Source organism: Frankia sp. R43 (genome assembly GCF_001306465.1).
Classification (GTDB): domain Bacteria; phylum Actinomycetota; class Actinomycetes; order Frankiales; family Frankiaceae; genus Parafrankia; species Parafrankia irregularis.
Map to the genome: position 1 here is coordinate 941,213 of NZ_LFCW01000002.1, position 19,706 is coordinate 960,918.

At 71.9% G+C, this 19,706-nt stretch carries 16 protein-coding genes; 8 read left to right on the forward strand and 8 right to left on the reverse strand.

The window, feature by feature from the left end:
- Positions 1-139: 139 nt before the first annotated feature.
- The 4 genes from ACG83_RS11965 to hypE are packed head-to-tail and all read left to right on the forward strand — an operon-like array spanning position 140 to position 6,585.
- Positions 140-1,525 (forward strand): hypothetical protein, encoded by a 1,386-nt coding sequence (locus tag ACG83_RS11965; protein WP_083473155.1) that lies wholly within the window; start codon positions 140-142, stop codon positions 1,523-1,525.
- Positions 1,522-4,368, forward strand: coding sequence for a carbamoyltransferase HypF (locus ACG83_RS11970; protein WP_054566186.1), 2,847 nt, complete (start codon positions 1,522-1,524; stop codon positions 4,366-4,368). Before ACG83_RS11965 ends, ACG83_RS11970 begins: the two co-directional genes overlap by 4 nt.
- The gene (gene hypD, locus ACG83_RS11975; protein WP_054566187.1) at positions 4,365-5,465 is read left to right on the forward strand and encodes a hydrogenase formation protein HypD; all 1,101 of its coding nucleotides are present in this window, start codon (positions 4,365-4,367) and stop codon (positions 5,463-5,465) included. The genes ACG83_RS11970 and hypD overlap by 4 nt, the downstream gene beginning before the upstream one ends.
- Complete coding sequence (gene hypE, locus ACG83_RS11980; RefSeq protein WP_083473228.1) at positions 5,458-6,585, forward strand: hydrogenase expression/formation protein HypE; 1,128 nt, start codon at positions 5,458-5,460, stop codon at positions 6,583-6,585. The genes hypD and hypE overlap by 8 nt, the downstream gene beginning before the upstream one ends.
- 84 nt (positions 6,586-6,669) lie before the next feature.
- Here hypE and ACG83_RS11985 read toward each other — a convergent pair whose 3' ends face one another.
- Entirely contained in the window at positions 6,670-7,734 is a 1,065-nt protein-coding gene (locus tag ACG83_RS11985) for a ketoacyl-ACP synthase III family protein (protein ID WP_054566188.1), read from the reverse strand.
- Between the two features lie 189 nt (positions 7,735-7,923).
- On the opposite strand from ACG83_RS11985, the gene ACG83_RS11990 reads away from it, so the two are divergent.
- On the forward strand, positions 7,924-8,463 hold the full coding sequence (locus ACG83_RS11990) for a pyridoxamine 5'-phosphate oxidase family protein (RefSeq protein ID WP_054566189.1): 540 nt from the start codon (positions 7,924-7,926) through the stop codon (positions 8,461-8,463).
- Positions 8,464-8,475: 12 nt separating this feature from the next.
- On the opposite strand, the gene ACG83_RS11995 is transcribed toward ACG83_RS11990, so the two are convergent.
- The 3 genes from ACG83_RS11995 to ACG83_RS12005 all read right to left on the reverse strand — a co-directional run bounded on the left by ACG83_RS11995 (position 8,476) and on the right by ACG83_RS12005 (position 13,503).
- Positions 8,476-9,663 (reverse strand): GDSL-type esterase/lipase family protein, encoded by a 1,188-nt coding sequence (locus ACG83_RS11995; protein ID WP_054566190.1) that lies wholly within the window; start codon positions 9,661-9,663, stop codon positions 8,476-8,478.
- A 611-nt stretch (positions 9,664-10,274) separates the two neighbouring features.
- Entirely contained in the window at positions 10,275-11,870 is a 1,596-nt protein-coding gene (locus ACG83_RS12000; protein ID WP_054566191.1) for an LCP family protein, read from the reverse strand.
- A 211-nt stretch (positions 11,871-12,081) separates the two neighbouring features.
- Positions 12,082-13,503 (reverse strand): MFS transporter, encoded by a 1,422-nt coding sequence (locus tag ACG83_RS12005; RefSeq protein ID WP_054566192.1) that lies wholly within the window; start codon positions 13,501-13,503, stop codon positions 12,082-12,084.
- A gap of 333 nt (positions 13,504-13,836) precedes the next feature.
- Between ACG83_RS12005 and ACG83_RS12010 the strand changes: the two genes are divergently transcribed.
- Both ACG83_RS12010 and ACG83_RS12015 read left to right on the forward strand, forming a co-directional pair.
- Positions 13,837-14,286 carry a hypothetical protein gene (locus ACG83_RS12010; RefSeq protein WP_054566193.1) on the forward strand — a complete coding sequence of 150 codons (450 nt, stop codon included), beginning with the start codon at positions 13,837-13,839 and terminating at the stop codon, positions 14,284-14,286.
- An 89-nt stretch (positions 14,287-14,375) separates the two neighbouring features.
- Positions 14,376-14,960, forward strand: a complete 585-nt coding sequence (locus ACG83_RS12015) for a GNAT family N-acetyltransferase (RefSeq protein WP_083473229.1) — start codon at positions 14,376-14,378, stop codon at positions 14,958-14,960.
- Here the strand turns inward: ACG83_RS12015 and ACG83_RS12020 are convergent.
- Complete coding sequence (locus ACG83_RS12020) at positions 14,952-15,692, reverse strand: hypothetical protein (RefSeq protein ID WP_200931305.1); 741 nt, start codon at positions 15,690-15,692, stop codon at positions 14,952-14,954. The two genes, ACG83_RS12015 and ACG83_RS12020, sit on opposite strands and share 9 nt — an antisense overlap.
- A gap of 215 nt (positions 15,693-15,907) precedes the next feature.
- Between ACG83_RS12020 and ACG83_RS12025 the strand changes: the two genes are divergently transcribed.
- Positions 15,908-17,119 carry a helix-turn-helix domain-containing protein gene (locus tag ACG83_RS12025; RefSeq protein ID WP_063793041.1) on the forward strand — a complete coding sequence of 404 codons (1,212 nt, stop codon included), beginning with the start codon at positions 15,908-15,910 and terminating at the stop codon, positions 17,117-17,119.
- A 61-nt stretch (positions 17,120-17,180) separates the two neighbouring features.
- Here ACG83_RS12025 and ACG83_RS12030 read toward each other — a convergent pair whose 3' ends face one another.
- From ACG83_RS12030 to ACG83_RS12040, 3 genes are read right to left on the reverse strand one after another with little or no spacing between them, the layout of a single operon-like run.
- Positions 17,181-17,984, reverse strand: coding sequence for an MBL fold metallo-hydrolase (locus ACG83_RS12030; protein ID WP_054566196.1), 804 nt, complete (start codon positions 17,982-17,984; stop codon positions 17,181-17,183).
- Positions 17,984-18,781, reverse strand: coding sequence for an alpha/beta hydrolase (locus tag ACG83_RS12035; RefSeq protein ID WP_054566197.1), 798 nt, complete (start codon positions 18,779-18,781; stop codon positions 17,984-17,986). The genes ACG83_RS12030 and ACG83_RS12035 overlap by 1 nt, the downstream gene beginning before the upstream one ends.
- On the reverse strand, positions 18,778-19,617 hold the full coding sequence (locus tag ACG83_RS12040; protein WP_054566198.1) for an alpha/beta fold hydrolase: 840 nt from the start codon (positions 19,615-19,617) through the stop codon (positions 18,778-18,780). The genes ACG83_RS12035 and ACG83_RS12040 overlap by 4 nt, the downstream gene beginning before the upstream one ends.
- Between the last annotated feature and the right edge of the window lie 89 nt (positions 19,618-19,706).

Genomic DNA, 19,706 nt, shown 5'->3' on the forward strand with positions numbered 1-19,706 from the left:
CGACCACGCGACCTCTCCCGCCGGTGACCCGGACGGGGCACACGACTGAGCCTTCTCCATCGTCGATTCGGACCGGCGGCATCCCTGGCCGTGCACCGTGCGATGGACAAGGCCCACTGAACCACGACGGGTGACACAGATGGCCACAGACCTCCCTGCCCACACCGAGCCCACCGAGGCTGCGGAGCCCACCGAGGCTGCGGAGGCCGCCGGCTCCGGTGCTGCCGTGCGGTGCGCGCGTCCGCAGCCCGTCGGTGTGTTTCCGCTGCCCGCGGGCTTCCTGCTCATCCCCGGCGGGGACGAGACGGCCGCCGTTCGGCGGTCCCTGGCGGCCGGGATGCTGCCGACGGCGTGGCCGCCGCAGCTCGCGGCGATCGAGCTCGCCTACCGGGGGGACCTCGCCGGCGCCGTCGCGCTGCTGACCGGCGACGACCCGGTTACCCGCTACAACCGGTTCGTCCTGAGCCCGACCGGTTCCGCGGCGCCGGCAGGGGCGGAGACGGCGGCGGCCACCGCGACGGACGACCCGCTCTCGCTGCGCACGGCGCTCGGTGACGAGCTGGGCATCCTGGTGGATGTCGTCCGCTTCGCCGGCGGTCAGCGGTCCGTGCCGCCGATTCTCACCGGCGAGTCCGAGGAGATCGCCGCGCTGGTGTGGTCCGCGCACGCCGCGCACGCGACAGCCGCCGGCCGGATCGGTGATGCGGCCCGGATGCTCGGCCGCGCGATCGCGGCGGCACACAAGGCGGCCCCCGGGCTCGCCGCCCAGCTGATGGCGACCACCGCCGGGCTGCGCCGCGACGTCGAGGGACCGACCAGCGAGGTCATCGCCGACCTGACGGCCGCGCTCAACACGCTGGAGCCCACTGACCTGGTCGCCGTCCGGGCCGAGCTGCACCTGACGCTGGGCTCCGTCCACCATGAGCTGGCCGGCGCCGGCCAGACCGGCGACGACCAGGTGGGAGAGGATCTGGCCGGTCTGCGTACCGCCGCCGAGCACTACCTCGCCGCGCTGCGGCTGATCACCATCGACACCGCGCCGGAGCTGTTCGCCTCGGCCCAGGTCAGCCTGGCTGCCGCCTACCTGGCGATGCCGATGAACTCGGCCTCCGACCAGCTTCGCATCGGGGTGGCGATGCAGGGCCTGCGGACCGCCCTCACCGTGTACACGCGCAAGACCCATCCCCAGCAGTGGGCCAGCACCCAGCTCAACCTGGCGAACGCGCTGGTGCATGCCCCGTCCTCGCACCGGCGGGACAATCTCGTCGAGGCGGTCGGCCGCTACCAGGAGGTCATCGCCAACAAGGTGGGCCTTGCCGACCCGCCCGCCTATGCCCGGGTGCTCACCAGCCAGGGCAACGCGCTCGCTCGTCTGGGCGCGTTCCCGCAGGCCACGGCGTTGCTTCACGAGGCCCGCACGATCTTTGAGAACAGCGGTGACGACGAGTCCGCGGCCACGGTCCGCCACCTGCTGGACGAGATCGCCCGCCACCGCGCGCTGATCAGCTCGACAGCCGGATCTTGACGTCTCACCCCTCGCCCGACGACGGCGCGACCACAACGTTCGCGGACGGCGGGGCGGCGCAGGCTGGCGGCAGCGCGGGCCGGGTTCGGTGGCGGGTGACCGCCGAAGGTGTCGTGCAGGGAGTCGGGTTCCGGCCCCATGTCTACCGGCTCGCGGTTGGACTGGGGCTGGCGGGCTTCGTCCGCAACGACGCGGGTGCGGTCGTCGTCGAGGTGGAGGGGGCGGCCCGCGCCGTCGCCGAGTTCCGGCGGCGGCTCACCGCCCCGTCCCCACCGCTTGCGCGGGTGCAGCGGATCACCGTCACCGAGATCGCGCGCGCCGGGAACGCGGACGCGGCCCTGAACGCGAACCATGCGGACGCGAACGGTGCGGACGCGGACGGTGCGGACGCGGGCGGTGCGGACGCGGGCGGTGTGAACCTGGGCGGTGCGCGCGCTGCCGGGGCGGCCGCGGCCGCGGGCTTCCGCATCCTCGCCAGCGCACCGGCACCCGGCCCGCGCACAATGGTCCCGCCGGACACGGCCGTGTGTGACGACTGCCTGCGCGAGCTGGCCGACCCCGCGGACCGCCGCCACCGGCACCCGTTCATCACCTGCACGAACTGCGGTCCCCGCTTCACGATCATCGAGAGCCTGCCGTATGACCGCGCGGCGACCACGATGGCCCGGTTCCCGATGTGTCCCGAGTGCGCGCGTGAGTACGGCGACCCGGCGGACCGGCGGTTCCACGCCGAACCCATCTGCTGCCCGTCCTGCGGGCCGACGCTGTGGTTCGAACGAGCCACCGACCCGGGCACGAGCCGGGCCGACCACGACCGCGACGGCGAGCGCGGCGGTGACGGCGAGCGCGACGGCGACGGCGACCGTGATGGCGAGCGCAGCGGCAGCGGCAGCGGCGGCGGCGGCGGCGAGGGCGACCGAGCCTGCGGCCCAGAGGCCGCGTCCGCGCGGCGGCGGTCGGATGTCGCGGATGTCGCGGATGTCGCGCTCGCGGCGGCGCAGCGAGCGCTGGTGGCGGGTGAGATCGTGGCGGTCAAGGGCGTCGGCGGCTATCACCTCGCCTGCGACGCAGGTGCCAGCGACGCCGTCGCGCTGCTGCGCGCACGTAAGGGACGTCCGGACAAGCCCCTGGCGGTCATGGTGGCGGACCTGGCGAGCGCCGCCAGGCTCGCCGACCTGTCCGCGGCCGAGCGGGAGCTGCTGGCCTCGCCCGCCGCGCCGATCGTCCTCGCCCGACGGAAGGCCACCGCGCCCCTCTCGGAGCTGGTGGCACCCGGTAGCCCGCTCATCGGACTGCTCCTGGCGTACACGCCGCTGCATCATCTTCTGTTCACCCCGGTGCCCGGTGTGGACGCGGATCCACCCCAGGCGCTGGTGATGACCAGCGGCAACCGCTCCGGCGAGCCGATCTGCATCGCGGACGACGAGGCCCGCGCCCGGCTGCGTGGCATCGCGGACGCCTTCCTGGCCCATGACCGGCCGATCATCGCGCCGTGCGACGACTCGGTCGAGCGATTCGACGGCGAACGGGTGCTGCCGGTGCGCCGTTCCCGTGGCTACGCCCCGCAGGCGGTCGACCTCGGACGTCCCGTCGGCTCCGTGCTGGCGGTGGGCGGCGACGGAAAGGCCACGGTGTGTCTCACCACCGGACGGCACGCGGTCGTCTCGCAGCACCTCGGGGACATCGCAGGGCTCGACGCGCTGCGCACGTTCGAGGATTCCTGCGCCCGGATGACGCGGCTGTACGACGTCGCGCCGGCCACGCTCGCCGCCGACCGCCATCCCGGCTATCTCACCCGGGCCTGGGCGATCCGGCGACCCAACGGTGCCAGCCGAAGCCACGATGTCGGGCACCATCACGCGCACGTCGCCGCGCTGCTCGCCGAGCACGGCCGGCTCGGACGTCCCGGTGCTCCCGGCACGCCTGGTGCTCCCGGCACGCCTGGTGCTCCCGGCGGGTTCGGTGCTCCCGGCGGGGCCGGCGATCCGGTTGCCGGACCGGTCCTCGGGATGGCGTTCGACGGCACCGGGTTCGGGCCCGACGGGACCATCTGGGGCGGTGAGGCGCTGCTGGTCGGGGCCGATCTCACCAGCGTCGAACGGTTCGCGTACCTGCGGCCGGTGCCGCTGCCGGGCGGCGACGCGGCTGCCCGCGAGCCGTACCGCTGCGCCCTCGCGCATCTCGCGGCCGCCGGGCTGCCCTGGTCCGACGATCTTCCGCCGGTTCGGGCCGTGCCTCCGGCCGCGTTGGCGGTGCTGCGGACGATCCTGGACCGCGGCGTGTCCTGCGTGCCGTGCAGCAGCATGGGCCGGCTGTTCGACGCGGTGGCCGCGCTGCTCGGTGTGCGTCAGCGCAGCACCTTCGAGGCGCAGGCCGCCACCGAGCTGGAAGCCGCGGCCGATCTGGCAGACGTCGAGGGGCTGGCAGACGTCGAGGGGCTGGCGTCCGCGCTCACGTTCGGGTTCGACCGCTGGCCCGGCGGGGGTGTGCTCGACCCCGCGCCGCTGATCTCCGGCCTGGTCGAGGGGATCCGCGCCGGGGTCGCGGTGCCGGTGCTGGCGCAGGCGTTCCACCTGGCCGTCGCCGAGGCGGTGGTGACGGTCGCCCGTGCGGCGCGTGACCTGCGCGGCGTCGGCGCGGTCGGGCTGACCGGCGGCGTGTTCGCGAACGTCGTCCTGGTGCGGGCCTGCCGCTCCCGGCTGGTCGCGGCCGGCTTCGAGGTGCTGACCCACCGAATCGTTCCACCCGGCGATGGCGGGCTCGCGCTCGGGCAGGCCGCGATCGCGGCCCTCGCCGGCCCATCCGACCGTCACGATCGAGATGATGAGGGCGAACGCCGATGAGGTATCTGCGGGAGTTCCGTGATCCCGTGCTCGCGGCCCGGCTCGTGGACGCGATCGCCACGGTCGCCACCCGCCGGTGGACGATCATGGAGGTCTGCGGTGGCCAGACCCACTCGATCATCCGTAACGGCCTCGACCAGCTGCTCGCCGAGCAGGTCGAGTTCGTCCACGGGCCGGGCTGCCCGGTGTGCGTCACTCCGCTGGAGACGATCGACCGGGCGCTGGCGATCGCCGCCCGTCCCGAGGTGATCCTCTGCTCGTTCGGCGACATGCTGCGGGTTCCCGGCAGTGACACGGATCTGTTCAGCGTCCGTGCGCGCGGCGGTGACGTCCGGGTGGTCTACTCACCGCTGGACGCCGTCCGCCTCGCCGAGGAGAACCCGCGCCGGCAGGTCGTGTTCCTCGGCATCGGCTTCGAGACGACCGCCCCGGCCAACGCCATGGCGGTGGTGGCCGCCCGGGCCCGCGGCCTGCGCAACTTCTCGATGCTCGTCAGCCACGTGCTGGTGCCGCCGGCGATGGCCGCGGTGCTCGCGGCGCCGGAGAACCGGGTACGCGCCTTCCTCGCCGCCGGGCACGTGTGCGCGGTCATGGGGACGTCCCAGTACGAGCCGCTGGTTTCGTCGCACCGGGTGCCGATCGTGGTCACCGGCTTCGAGCCGCTGGACCTGCTCGACGGGGTCCGCACCGCCGTCGAGCAGCTTGAGGCGGGCCGCGCCGAGCTGGCCAACGCCTACTCCCGGGCGGTGTGCGCCGACGGCAACGTGGTGGCCCGGCGCACCCTCGACCGGACGTTCACCGTGTGCGACCGGGCCTGGCGTGGCATCGGGGTCATCCCCGGTTCGGGCTGGCGGCTCGCGGACGAGTACGCCGAGTTCGACGCCGAGATCCGGTTCGACGTCACGGGCCTCACCGCCGAGGAGTCGTCCGAGTGCCACAGCGGTGACGTGCTGCGCGGCATGATCAAACCCCCGCAGTGCCCGGCGTTCGGCGGCCGGTGCACTCCGCGTACCCCGCTGGGAGCGACGATGGTGTCCACCGAGGGCGCGTGTGCCGCCTACTTCCAGTTCCGCAGGCTCGGTGCCGACCATGGCTGACACGGGCTCGGCTGGCACCAGCTCGGCTGGCACCAGCGCGGCTGGCACCAGCGCGGCTGACGCCGGCGCGGTGGATCCGTCCCGCTGGGTGTGCCCGCGCCCGCTGCGGGATCACAGCGCGGTGATGCTGGGGCACGGTGGCGGGGGCATCCTGTCCGGCGAGCTGATCGAGCACCTGTTCCTGCCCGCGTTCGGTGCGTCACCGGACCAGCCGATGGCCGATGCGGCGGTGCTGGAGGTGGGCGGCATCCGGCTCGCCTTCTCGACCGACTCGTATGTGGTCCGCCCGTTGTTCTTTCCGGGGGGCAGCATCGGCGAGCTGGCCGTCCACGGCACCATCAACGATCTCGCGTGCAGCGGTGCCGCCCCGATCGCGCTGTCCGCCGGCTTCATCCTGGAGGAGGGCCTGGAGCTGGGCGTTCTCGGCCGGGTGGCGCAGGCGATGGGGCAGGCCGCGGCCCGGGCGGGGGTGCGGCTGGTCACCGGCGACACCAAGGTCGTCGAGCGCGGGCTGGCGGACGGCCTCTACGTGAACACGAGTGGCATCGGTGTTGTCCCTCCGGGTGTCGACATCCGGCCGGAGCGGGCCCGGCCCGGTGACCGGGTGATCATCTCGGGGCCCGTCGGGGGGCACGGAGTGGCGGTGCTGAGCGTCCGCGAGAACCTGGAGTTCGGCGGGGACGTCCGGTCGGACACCGCCGCCCTGCACGGGCTGGTCGCGGCGATGCTGGCGGTGGCGCCGGCCGGGGTGCACGCGCTGCGCGACCCGACCCGGGGAGGCCTCGCCACCAGCCTGTGCGAGATCGCCGCCGCCTCCGGCACCGGCGTCGAGTTCACCGAGGGCTCCGTGCCGGTCCCGCCGGTGGTCGAGGCGGCCTGCGCGTTCCTCGGCCTCGACCCGCTGCACGTCGCCAACGAAGGCAAGATCGTCGCTTTCGTCGCACCCGAGGACGCCGACGCCGTGCTGGCGGCGATGCGAACGCATCCGGCCGGGAGTGACGCGACAATCATCGGCACCGTGACCGCCGAGCATCCCGGGATGGTCGTCGGGCGCACCGCCTTCGGGACGACCCGCATCGTCGACCGCCCGCTCGGCGAGCAGCTGCCCCGCATCTGCTGATCGGCGGTCGCCGGGTGGCCGTCGCCCGATGGCGGTCGCCGTCCGTGGCGGTGGCCGCCACCCGGCGGGCGGGCGACGGACGGGTCAGGCGGCGGGGGCGGTGAGGGCCGCGCAGGACCAGGTGAACCCGGCTCCGGTGCTGAGTACCAGCGCGGTCTCGCCGGGGGCCAGGATCTTGCTCTCCAGCAGGTCGGCGATCCCCGCGGTGAGGTCGCCGGCGCCCAGATGCCCCGTCTCACGGCCGAAGTCGATCGGTTCGGCGCCGGTGACATCCGCGACGATCGGGACGAACACAGACTGCAGCGGCGCCCGGTGCACGCGCGGCAGGACCACACAGCGCGGGCGCGTTCCGCGGGGGAGCTCGGCCTCGGCCACGGCCAGCCGCAGCAGCGTCTCCACCCGTTCCCGCTCGGCGGCCCGGTACCCGGAGCTGCCGTGGCGGCGCAGATAGGCCCGCTTCGTCCGGCGCGTGTCGACGGTGGGAGCGTTCGCGCGGGCCGCCGGGGAGAAGGTGTCGTTGCCCCGGTGCATGCCTTCCAGGCTCGGCGCGGAGACGGAGCTCATCGAGGTCAGGTGAAGCTGGGCTCCGCTGCCGGCTCCGCCGCCGAGGACTGCACCGCCGGTGGAGCCGCCGGTGGAGCCGGCGAGGTCGGCCCGGCTGACCAGGACGGCACTCGCGCCGTCCCCGTAGGCGACGCCGAAGTCACTGTTCCACCGGTCGAACCCGGGCGGGCAGAAGCGGTCCGCGGTGGTGACCAGCACCCGGGCCGTGGACGGATCGGCGAGCAGGTGCGTCGCGGCGGTCTGCAACGCGGCCGCGCCGCCGTTGCACATCTGCTGGATGCCGATCGGCTGTGCGGCCTGGGCGCCGAGCTGGTCGGCGATGTAGTGGGCTGGCGACCAGAAGTCGTGCCCCTGGTAGTAGCTCCAGGCGTGCAGGACGAGGTCCAGCTCCGCTCCGTCCCAGCCGGCCCGTTCCAGCGCCGTGCTCGCCGCCAGCACCGCCATCTCCGGAGCGGAGGGGCCGTCCGACACGGTCAGCGATGTGTAGCCGGGGTCGTCCGCGGAGTCGTCGGATTCGGCTGGAGCCTCGCTTCGAGGCGGGAGCCAGGCGGCGGCGGCACTGATGACGACAGCATCTGTCCTCACCCGGACGTGCTCCCTCCCACGAGTCAAGGGGCCCGGAGACATACCCGACGTGCTCGAGGGAGCTCGACGGCTGCCTACAAAGAATATGCGGATCTGTGGTGCGAGGCTCCAGTTATCCCGCGGAGGGCCCGCCGGGCGTGGCGGCGGCACCGACGATGAGTTTCGGGAGTCAGCGTGGTCCAATCCCACATGCACGCACCCGACGCGACCAACCTCGCCGACCTCTACGACCTGCCGCCGGTGGACTGGGCGTTCATCCAGGCGCGCCTCGAGGGCGGGCTCACCCAGGCCCCGGGCTCCGGTGGGCCCGGCCGGCACACCTGCTGGCTGACGACGCTCAACGCGGACGGCTCGCCACATGTCACCGGCATCGGGGCCCTGTATGTGGAAGGGGGCCTCTGGTTCGAGACCGGCGAGCGCACTCGCAAGGCGCGCAACGTCGCCCGCGATCCGCGCTGTGCGCTGAGCCTGGCCACGGCCGAGTTCGATCTCGTGGTCGAGGGGCGGGCCAGCCAGGTCACCGATCCGTCGGTCGTCGCGGCACTGGCTGCCCGCTGGGCGGGGGAGGGCTGGCCGGTGTCGGTGGACGAGTCCGGCCGGGCCCTGACCGCCGAGTTCAGCGCGCCATCCGCCGGCCCGCCGCCCTGGTTCGTCTACCGGATCGATCTGACCGCGGCGACGGCCGTGCGGACTGTCGATCCCGGCGGCGCCACCCGGTGGCGTTTCTGAGCCCGCCGGGTGTCAGCGCATCGGCAGCGCCTCGATGCGTGCCGTGCTCGCGGTCGGGGACGCGGGGCTCAGGTAGGGACCGTGCACGGCACGCACGTAGTACTCGAACGTGTGCGCCGGATCCGGCAGGACGAACTTCCAGCTGTCGGCGGGCAGCGGCAGGTCGGATGGGGCGAACTCCCGGCCGAGGGTGGCATCCCGTGAGTACAGGACGTAGCCGCCGGCGCCGAACGAATGCGACCAGCGCACCGTCACGATGCCGCCCGCCTTGACCGCGGTGATCGACTGCGGGGCCGACGGCATGGTCTCCGGGACGGTCTGCGGTATCGGCGTGCGGTAGGGCGGGAGGCCGAACGCGGTGGCCAGCGCGTCGGCGAACGCCCTGGCCACCCGGAACTCGCCCACGCCGCCCGGATGGACGCCGTCATACGTGTCGGTCGCCGCCTGGTAGGCGGCCCCCAGGCCGGCGAGCGCCACCGGGGACGAGGCCGTGCCCCAGCTCGGGAGCTCCCGGGCCAGCAGCGCGTTGTACTCGGAGATCCTGGCGTCGAGGTCGGGTGACATGCCCGGCAGCGGCGTGGGATGGATGACGTCCGCCAGCACCACCTTGATCGACGGCCTGGCCGCGCGCGCTCTCGTGAGGAGAGTGTGCAGATCCGCGACGAGGCCGGCGGGCGTGTTGAGCGCATACGCCAGATCGTTGTAACCGAGCTCGACGAGCAGGATGTCCGGCTGGTACCGGGCGACGTCGCCGGCGATGGTCTGTTTGGCCTCCAGCGCGGTCCAGCCCCACTCGGCGTTGTTCTCCGTGGGAAAGTCGATGCCCGCCCGGTAGGCCCCGTCATGGGAGATCGGCGCGTCGACCTTCGGATACTCGTCCGGCTGGGCGGGCGGGATGACATAGGTGCCCGTCCAGGGACCGACGAACCGTGCGTTCACACCGCCGGAGCGAAAGTGCTCCCACAGGCGATAGCGCCAGGTGAAGTCGCCCTCCCGGCCCTGACTGATCGAGTCACCGGTGACCATCACCCGCAGCGGTCCGTCCTGCCTGTTCTTCCCGTCGCGCCCGGCCAGGTTGGTGCGGCGGGTTGGTTCCGGTCCGGCCGGAGCGGCTTCGGCTGGCCAGACCAGGGCCGCGACGGCCCCCGCGCAGGCGGCGGTCGCGACGAGTGCGGTCAGGGCCAGTGCCAGCGCGACCACGGCCCACGTGGACCGCCTCTTCTTCCTCGAATGATTCGGCAAGATGGCGTCGATATTCCTGGTCGGTGCCCGGATGTGGGCAGGCTGGACCGGTGGAGGATTCCGAGGAATCCGGTTAACCGAGGTCGCGGGCTTGGGAGCCGTCATTACCCGCGCAGGCGACGAGCCCGGGTTTCCCCGGGTAATCATTCGGAGGGCTGGCCGAAGGCCGCCGTCTCCAGCTGGACAAGATCTTCCGGGAAGATAGCCGCGAACGATGCGGATGCGCAAGCCGGTGTTGTCCTCTCGGGACAAGGTATTTGTTCCCGGCGTTCGCGACGCATGCACATCGGGTCGCGGAAGAAAATACTGAGCGTAGCGTCCGTGTCTATCGGGCTGAGCCTCGCATGGTCCTGCGGCAGGGCCCTGACGACGGCTTGTTGCTCTTTTGTTGAATGCCTGGCAAGGCGCGGGCCGGTGGGGATTCTAACGGCGTGTGATTGTGCTGCTTTCGGTTCCTCGCCGCGGGTGACAGGTTCCTGTGGCGGTTGTCACATCGATGTGTCGGTGCTTCGGGCGACCGGCCCGTGCGCGGGCCGGTCGCGGGCCGATGCTCCGGCCGTCGGCCGCGATCACAGCGTGCAGGTCGGCGGGGCCTGGCCCTGCGCGGCGGGGCTTTCGGGAGCGGGTGCGGGTGCGGGCGCGGCCGCGGTGGCTGGCGCCGTGCCGGTGGTCGTGCCTGTCACGGTGGGGGTGACCACGCCGGTGTACTCGGAGCCCAGGATCAGGTGGATCCCGGTGATGGTCGGGTCGGCGCGGGTGATCGAGCCGGGTACGGCCGCCTGCACGGTCCAGGCGGCCTCCTGTCGGCCGGGGCCGTACAGCACGCGGGGTGCCGTGTACTTCTTCGAGTCGGCGTTTCCCGCACTGGTCGCGTGGAAGCCCTGGCCCGTGAGCGCGGTCGTCGCCTTCGCCGCGAGGCCGGACGTGGTCGAACCGTTGTAGACCGAGACGGTGACCTGGTCCGCCGGGACCGTCACGGGCCCGGGTGTCGCTCCCGGGTCGGGCGTGCCGGCCGCACCGGGAGCGGCCGTGCCGTCGAGGTCGACGTCCTCGACGTGCCCGCCCAACGGTACGACGATCTTCGCGAGGTCGACCGGATCGTAGAGCTGGACCGACCCATACGGAGGCAGTGTCCCGTCCTCGGGGTTCCCGCCGTCGGCGAGGCCGGGGGAGCGCGTGGGCAACGTCGTCACGTTCATCCCGCCCACCATGCCCTTCATGGACAGTGCCAGGTCCAGGAGCTCGTCGAGACTGGTGTCGTCGTCGAGGGTCACCGCCCCGGTCGCCGCCCGCAGCAGCGCGGACGACTTGAGCGGGTTGGTGAGGACGTCACCGCTCATGGCCTTGTGGAACACGGCGCCGAGGAACTGCTGTTGACGCTGGATCCGGGCGATGTCGCCGTCACGAAAACCGTGCCGTTGGCGGACGAACGCGAGTGCCTGATCGCCGTTGACATGCACCGTGCCCGGACCACCAACCCAGCCGCTCATCGAGTCCTTGGTGTTGGTGCTCGTCCGCCAGCGGCCGTTGTCGTCCTTGAAACGGTCCACGAAATCCGAGGGCTTCACGCAGACGTCGACGCCTCCGATCGCGTCGGTGATCTTCTTGAAGCCGGCGAGGTCGACCGCCACATAGTGGTCGACCTGCATGCCGGTGAGGCTCTGGATCATGTTCACGAGCAGCTGGGGGCCGCCGTCGTGCAGTGCCGAGTTGAACTTTCCCTTGTGCTGCCGATGTTTTTTGCCGGCATTATCGGTGTACGCGGGGATGTCGACGAGGGTGTCGCGTGGAAAGGAGATCATCGTGGTGGCGCCGTCGGCGGCGACATGCATCAGAATGGTGGTGTCCGAATGCTGGCCGGGCTCGTCACCGTATTCGCCGTTGGTGCCTGCTCGGCTGTCGTTGCCGACGAGCAGGTAGTTGGCCACGTCATGCTTCGCGGACTTGTCGTCACCGCCCAGGTCGAGCCCGAGGCGCGTGACGTTGCGGTCCGAATAGGTGGCGACGGACCAGCCGCCCACGCTGAACAGCAGCACGGTCGCGGAGCACAGGGCAAGCACCGACAGACCGAGGTGCCCGGCGAGCCCACGCCCACCCTGCGACCGCCCGAGCCCGCCACCCTCGTGCAGGCCCAGGTGCGAGGGAAGTCGCGTCCCGCCTGGCATGGTGTGCCCCCCGATATTGCACCATGTGCCCTGATAATGCATGCGCCTGAATAGTGATGATGGCAGCGTAATGTGCCAGATCGGCAGGGTAGCTGCGGGGTCCGGAACCAGACTGAGTGGCCTGGAGGCCGTGCCACTCGACGGCCCTCAGCACCCGATCTCGGCACGCGCTCTCAGCGTGGAACCCGGCGCGGAGCCTCAGCGTGAAGTCTCAGCGTGGAGCCGGCGTCACATCCGGGTCGAGGGCCGGCACGGTGCCCACCGGAGTGAGGCCGGCCGTGGCGGGGGAGCGTCGCGTGCTCAGGAGCACGGTGGCGGCGGCGAGCACGGCGAACGCGGCGGCGATCAGGTAGCTGACGGCGAAGGGGCCCGGTTCCAGCGTGTCCGCGACCACGGCGGAGAGCAGGCTGGTGCCGACGACACCGCCGATCTGGCCCGCGGTCTGCTGTAGCGAGGTGACCAGCCCGAAGCTTCCGTCGGCGACGGCGTTGCTGGCGATGACGATCAGTGGCGGCTGCGCGTGCCCGAAAGCCAGACCGCTCACGATCAGCCCCACGATGACCAGCCACAGCAGGTCCGCCCGGGCGCCGAAGGCCAGGATGAGCAGCGCGACGACATACACACAGCTGGCGAGAGCGGCCAGCAGCCGGGGCCCGAACTTCGTTCCGAGCCAGCTCGCGGACGGAGCGGCAAGCGCGATCGACAGGGTGCGGCACATCGTCACGACCGAGGTGAGCGACACCGACAGCCCGAAGACGCCCTGCAGCAGCAGCGGCGTCACCAGGAAGTTCCCCAGGTGCGCGGCGCAGAGCAGGAACGACGTCCCTCCGGCGGCACGGACGTCCCGGGCCGCCAGCAGCTCCAGCGGGACGACCGGCTCGGCGCTGCGTCGCTCGACCACGACAAGCAGCCAGAACAGTCCGGGTGCCGCGGCCAGCAGCACGCAGACGATCGGCTTCGGCCCCCACGCCGCCGCGCGGTTCACCCCGAAGGTGAGCGTGAACACCGCCAGAGCGAGGACCGCGGCACCCGCCTTGTCCAGCGCGGCCCGGCTCTCGCCGTGATCCCGGGGCAGCACCCGGACGGCGGCGACCAGCGGAACGATCGCGATGCCGGCCTGCAGGAAGAACACCGCACGCCAACCGATCGAATCGATGATCACACCGCCGACGGCGAGGCCGGTGACCGACGCGCCGGAGAGCACCCCGGAGGCCCACGCGGACGGCCGCACCCGTTCCTGCGGCGGGAAGACGTTGAACAGCATCGCGAACGACGCCGGAATCGTCGCCGACCCGGCGAGCTGCGCCAGGATCCGGAACGTGATCAGGGACGTCGCGTCCCACGCCAGCGCGGTGGCGGCGGAGAAGACGACGGCGAACGCCGTGCCGGTGAGGAAGGTGCGGCGATGCCCGCGGATGTCGCCGATCCGGCCGAGAATCGGCATCGCCACCGCCAGGGCGAACAACGCGCCTGTCACCGACCAGGAGATCACCCCGACGCTGGAGCCGAGGTCCTCGGCGACGGTGCGCAGGGAGACGGTGAGCAGTGTCGCGGTGAACGTCGTCGCGAACATCGCGGTGAGGCAGGTCAGCAGCACTCGCCGGCGTGCCGCCGGATCGCCCACGCTCGGCATCAGTGGCTCCTCCCCCGCGCGGGCGCGGGAGGCACCGCCTTTGAAATCCTGTGCCCTGGTTGTGCCCACAGGCAAGCGATGCCGCCTACTGATCGTCAACGGCGGTGCCGGGATCAGTGCCGGGAGCTGCGACAGGAGCGTCCGTGGCAGTGGCCGGACCGCCGGCCGCGAAGAGCGGTCGCACCTTCGGCTGGCACGGCCTGATTCGCTCGGATTCCCTCTGGGCCAGGGTGGCGGATGAACCCGCGTCGGTGGATTCTGTCGCCTCCGTGACAGATCAAACGAGGCGCGCGAAGAGCCATGGTCGAATGACAGGTGCTGTCCAGACCACGTGTGGCCGCCGGGCTTGCTGTTGCTTTCCTGGTGGGCGCGGTGGCGTGTGATGCCGCACCGGCGCCGCTGGCGACCTGTGAGCTGCTGACACCGGAGGAAGTCACTCGCGCGGTCGGCGTGGAGTTCACCGAAGGCCAGCCCTTCCCCAGCGAGGGCGCCCCGGAGGTCATCGGCTGCCCGTATGGTTCAGCCAGGGGCTGGGTGCAGGTCTGGGCCACCCGAGACAATGCCGGCCAGAAATACCAGAGAATGCGCGATCACCCGAAGCTCCAGCCGGCAGAGGATGTTTCCGGGGGCGGTTACAAGGCATTCACCTACACCAGCGGCGGGAACATCCAGGACTTCTACGCGGTCAAGGGAGGGGTGTACCTCTATGTGACCGTCGGCGCCGGAGCGAAGCCGGGAACGGCGCGCGCACTGGGGGAGATCGCGGTCACCCGGCTGCCCTGAGCGGGCGTCACCGGCCCTGGTCTGCCCTGGTCCGAGCTGGTCTGGCGGAGGGCGCGCCGCTGTGCCTGAATAGCATCGTCAGGGTGAACGTGCGCCGCATCGAGGCTGCCGACGCCGAGCGGCTGCGCGAGGTGCGACTCGCGGCGCTCGCCGACGCACCCGACTCGTTCTGGCAGACCCTGGCCGGTGAAGGCGCCCGGCCCTTCGCCGACTGGCAGGCCCGCGCGGCCCGCAACGCCACCGGCGACGCGCACGCCACCTTCCTGCTGGAACACACCCCGGGCCGGCCCGAAGGCGCCCTGGGGCAGCTCGTCGGCATGGTCGACGTGCATCGTCCGTCGCACGCGCCGGAGTTCCGCGAGCTCGCCGCGATGTGGGTGGCGCCGGCCGTGCGCGGCACCGGGGCGGCCGACCTGCTGCTCGGCGCCGCGCTGGGGTGGGCGCGGGAGGTCGGCGCGGTCGGTGTGCGCCTGTGGGTGGTGCCGACGAACCCGGCCGCCGTCGGCGTGTACCTGCGCCACGGCTTCCGCCCCGTCGGCACGGTCGAGGAGGCCGCCCCGGACCAGGCAGGAAAGGTCTACCTGCCGATGCTGCTGGCGTTGGACGACGACGCCGCCGCCGAACCGACGTTCCTCGAACGCGCGCAGGCGCCCTGGACAGACGAGTCAGGATAGGCCCCGCGGCGCCCGGCGGACAGTGTTCTCCCCGTCGGTGACCAGCGGGGGAAAGTTCGCCTCCCACACCTCCACCGGTGAGATGACTCCGTGGTCGCGCAGGTGTACCCGATGCGCCGAGAACGTCACTCCGTCCGGGATCATGTCGTCGCTGGGAAGTGACCCCGCCATCACGATCCGGGGCAGCGTGCCGGCCGCGAGCCGTTCGTGGCGCAGCCGGACACCCACCGCCCACGCCACCCGCGTCTGCATCAGGGATGTGAAGCGGCGATGCAGCACAACCAGGCCCACGGTGGCCAGTTGCGCCACGCCGATGCTCGCCCCGACCATCACATCCGCGTCGACCCGGATCAGGTCGCACAGCAGCATCTCCTGTGCCTCCCCGCCCGCCTGGATCGACGCAGGCAGCAGGCCGACGATCAGGCTGTCGGACGGCTCCGGCCACAGGGCCCGAAGCCCACCGGACTCGAACTCCCAGCGGGTGGCCGCCGTAGCCGTCGACGGGGTCGTCTCCGCCGTGGATCCGCCCGCCGGGTCATGATCATCTCCGGCGCCGGACGCGGCCATGCCCCGCAGCGCGGCGTCCGGTAATCCGGCGACGGAACTCCCGGCCCACGGGTAATCCAGCCACCGGAATTCTCCGGGCAGCCAGGGCCAGGGCGTGAACCAGTCGTCGTTATTCCACATCCATTCGTCGTCAGCGTCGATGTCCGTGCTGTCCCCATCCCTCATAGCCACCTCCCGAATCCGTCAGCGCCGCTGGCGATCGCGAGCGGAGTCATGTCGTGGGACAGGCTATGTTTCGCGCGTAACCAAACGTTCACACCTGCGAACCGATTTGGCCGGACGGGTCGTGTGGCGTTCACCGCCGTGAATGCGGGGTGTCTCATCGGGCGGGATAGGCTGGCGGCACCTGCCCGCGCTCCGTGAGACCGGGAGACGCTGTCATGAACGACGGATCGGATCTGCCGACAATCGGCATACGCATACGGTCCTGCCGGCGCTACCGCGGAATGAGCCTGGAGACCCTCTCGGGGCTCACCGGACTGTCCAAGGGCTTCCTGTCGATGGTGGAGAACGGCCAGCGCCGCATGGACCGCCGATCACACCTCGAAACGGTGGCCGCCGCCCTGCAGGTGTCGATCACGGACCTGACCGGCCAGCCGTACGCGCCGACGAACCCGGCCCAGGCCCAGTCCCTGGCGGCGATTCCCGCCCTTCGCATCGCCATCCTGGGCACGGCCTTTCACGAGCGGCCGGAGCGGCCCGCCCGACCCGTCGCCGAACTCCAGCGGATCGCCGCCGAGGTCGGTGTCGCCTGGCAGGCATCGGAGCACGCCAGCTACGCCCCGCGCCTGCCGGAGCTGATCGAAGGGCTCCACAGCCACGCCGCCGACCCGCACGGGCCGGGCTCCCGGGCGGCCATCGCCACCCTCGTCGAGGTCTACCGCGCCGCGTTCGTCCTGGCCAAGGACCTCGGCTATGTCGACCTCGCGTGGATCGCCGCGGAACGTTGCGTGCAGGGGACGCAGCTGCTGGAAAGCCCGGAATGGGCCGCGCTCGGTGAGTTCTCCCGCGCGAACGGCCTGCTCACCGCCGGGGCCCGCGACCGTGCGCGCCGGGTGGCGCAGCACGCGGCGGACACCGCCGCCGCCAGTCTCGACCACCCGGACGTCATGCCCGTCTACGGCATTCTTCACCTGACCGCGGCATTGGCCGCCGCCCCCGGCAGCGACCCCCGCGACATCGACGCCCATATCGCCGAGGCCGCGGACATCGCCCGGCGCACCGGGGAGACCAGCGCCTTCCGCCTGCATTTCGGGCCGACAAATGTCGCCGTCTGGCAGGTGAGCATCGCCGTCGAACGAGGCGACGGCGGCAAGGCCGCGGAACTGGCGCAGGGAGTCGACCCGACCGTTCTGCCGTCGCGCCGCCGCCGCGCGCATTTCTACGCCGATCTCGGCCGCGGCCTCGCGCAGACCCGCGGAAAGGACCAGGAGGCCCTCGCCATGTTCCGCGAAGCCGAGAAACTCGCGCCCGAGCAGATCAGAACCAGCCCGCTCGTCCGCGAGACCGTCGCCGTCATGCTGCAGCGGGCCCGCAGCGCGGCCGGCGGCCGCGACCTACGCGGACTCGCCTACCGCATGGGCGTCACCTGAGAACACAACCCCGCCGTGGCCGGCCTCCTTACGGCGCGCCCACGCGGAAACGGCCGCGAGGTCAGGTTTCCAGGTCGGTGGGTGATCCCAGGGGCAGCCAGCGGATGCGGTCGCGGACGTCGGGCGGGGCGTCCGCGAACTCGCGTTCGATGGTGGCTCGGGACTGCTGGAAGTGCTGCCACCCCTCGTAGTGCACCGGCACGGCGGTGTGCGGCCGGACGGCGCCGAGCAGGTCGACCGCGTCGCGGGCGGTCATCGTGTAGCGCAGCGGGCCGGTGACCGGGAAGCGCACACCGCCCAGGTGCAGCAGCGTGAGCCCGACGGTCAGCCGCTCGGCGACGTGGCGGACACCGCCGTAGAGCACGGTGTCCCCGGAGATCCACAGCACGCCGTGCCGCTGCCCGTCCCAGCGCAGGGCGAAGCCGACGACGTCCCCGACGATCGGATGGCTCAGCGGCGGCCCGTGCCGGCACGGGGTGGCGGTGACCTCGATGGACGGCCGCCCCGGAGCCTCCAGCGTGGTCGACTGCCAGGGGCTCAGCCCCCGGGCGCCGGCGCCGAGCCGGGCCGCCCCGGGCACCGTGGTGATGACCGTGCCCGCGGAGGGCAGCAGTGCGCGGCCGGCCTCGTCCAGGTTGTCGCCGTGGTGGTCGTGGGTGAGCAGCACCGCGTCGATGGGCCCGAGCTCGCCGGCCGGGATGGCCGGGCCGGCGAGCTTGCGCGACGAGGTGCCCCAGCCGAACGCGTACCTGCGCCCGGCCGGGTCGAACGTCGGGTCGGTCAGCAGCCGCCAGCCCGCGAACTCCAGCAGCGTGGTCGGCCCGCCGATGTGGGTGACGCGGACGGTGTGCGGGGCGGAGCTCATCACTGTGCGTGCCGCAGCGCCCAGTCGAGGGCGTAGTCGGCGATCTCCTCCCAGCCCTTCTGCGCGGGCAGCAGATGCGCGTACCCCTCGTACTGCTTGATCTCGGTGATGGTGTTCGACTTGTAGTGCTTGGCGTTCGACTGCTGGATCGCCGGCGGCATGATGTGATCCTCGCTGCCGGAGATGAACAGCAGCGGCGCACGGTCGTCGTTGTGGTAGTTCACCCAGGTGTCCTGGTGGCCGGGCTGGAAGTTCGCCAGGACGCTGCCCCACAGGATCCCGCCGTTGGCGGGGATGTGGTAGCGCTCGTAGAGGGCCTCGGCCTCCTCGGCGGTGAACGTGTTCGTGAACGCGTACGTCCACTGCTCGAGCGAGAGCCCGACGGCCTTGTGCCGGTTGGCCGGGCTCTTGAGCACCGGGAACGTGGACTTCACCTGGGACAGCGGTACGACCTTGACGCCCTCGGTGGGCGCCGAGTTGAGCGCGACGCCGGCCGCGCCGTAGCCGCGGTCGAGCAGGATCTGGGTGAACGCGCCGCCGGCCGAGTGGCCCATGATGATCGGCTTGCGGTCGAGGCCGTCGATGATCCCCCCGATCTTCTCGATGATCGCGGGAACGGTGACATCCACGATGATCTGCGGGTCGGCCCGCAGCGCCTCCACCTCGACCTCGAAGCCCGGGTAGCCGGGGGCGATCACCCGGAAGCCCTTCGCCTCGTAGTAGCTGATCCAGTTCTCCCAGCTGCGGGGCGTCACCCAGAAGCCGTGGACGAGGACGATCGTGTCCGGTGCGGTCACTGAGACTCCTTGTGTTTGTCGAGGAAGGCCAGCAGGTCGTCGCAGAGCTGCTGCTTGTGGGTGTCGGTGATGCCGTGCGGTGCGTCCGGGTACACGACGAGCGCCGCGTCCCGGATCCGCGTGGCGGAGGCCTGGCCGCCGACCTCGAACGGCACGACCTGGTCGTCGTCGCCGTGGATGACGAGGGTCGGGATGTCGAACGCGTCGAGATCGGGACGGAAGTCGGTGGCGGAGAAGGCCGCGATCGACTCGTAGGCGTTGCGGTGCCCGGACTGCAGGCCCTGGCGCCAGAACGCGTCGCGGACGCCCTGGGAGACGCTCGCCCCGGGCCGGTTGAGGCCGAAGAACGGGCCGTCGGCGAGGTCCCGGTACAGCTGCGACCGGTCGGCGAGCGAACCGGCGCGGATCGCGTCGAAGACATCCACGGCCAGGCCGCCCGGGTTGTCGTCGGTGCGCAGCATCAGCGGCGGCACGGCGGAGACCAGCACCGCCTGGGCGACCCTGGCCGTGCCGTGGCGGCCGATGTACCGGGCGACCTCCCCGCCGCCGGTGGAGAACCCGACCAGCGTGACGTCCCGCAGGTCGAGGGCCTCGATCAGGGCGGCCAGGTCGTCGGCGTAGGTGTTCATCTCGTTGCCGCCCCAGGTCTGGGTGGAACGGCCGTGCCCGCGGCGGTCGTGCGCGATGGCCCGGTAGCCGTGCTCGGCGAGGTGGAGCTGCTGCGCCTCCCAACTGTCGGAGTTGAGCGGCCAGCCGTGGCTGAGCACGACTGGCCGGCCTTCGCCCCAGTCCTTGTAGTAGATCTGCGTGCCATCAGCGGTACTGACGAACGGCATGGAAGCGCTCCCAGGGGGAGAGTGCCGAACTCCGGTCCGCACCATCGTGGGGCCGGGCGCACGGCCGCCGAATCCCGCGAAACACGTAG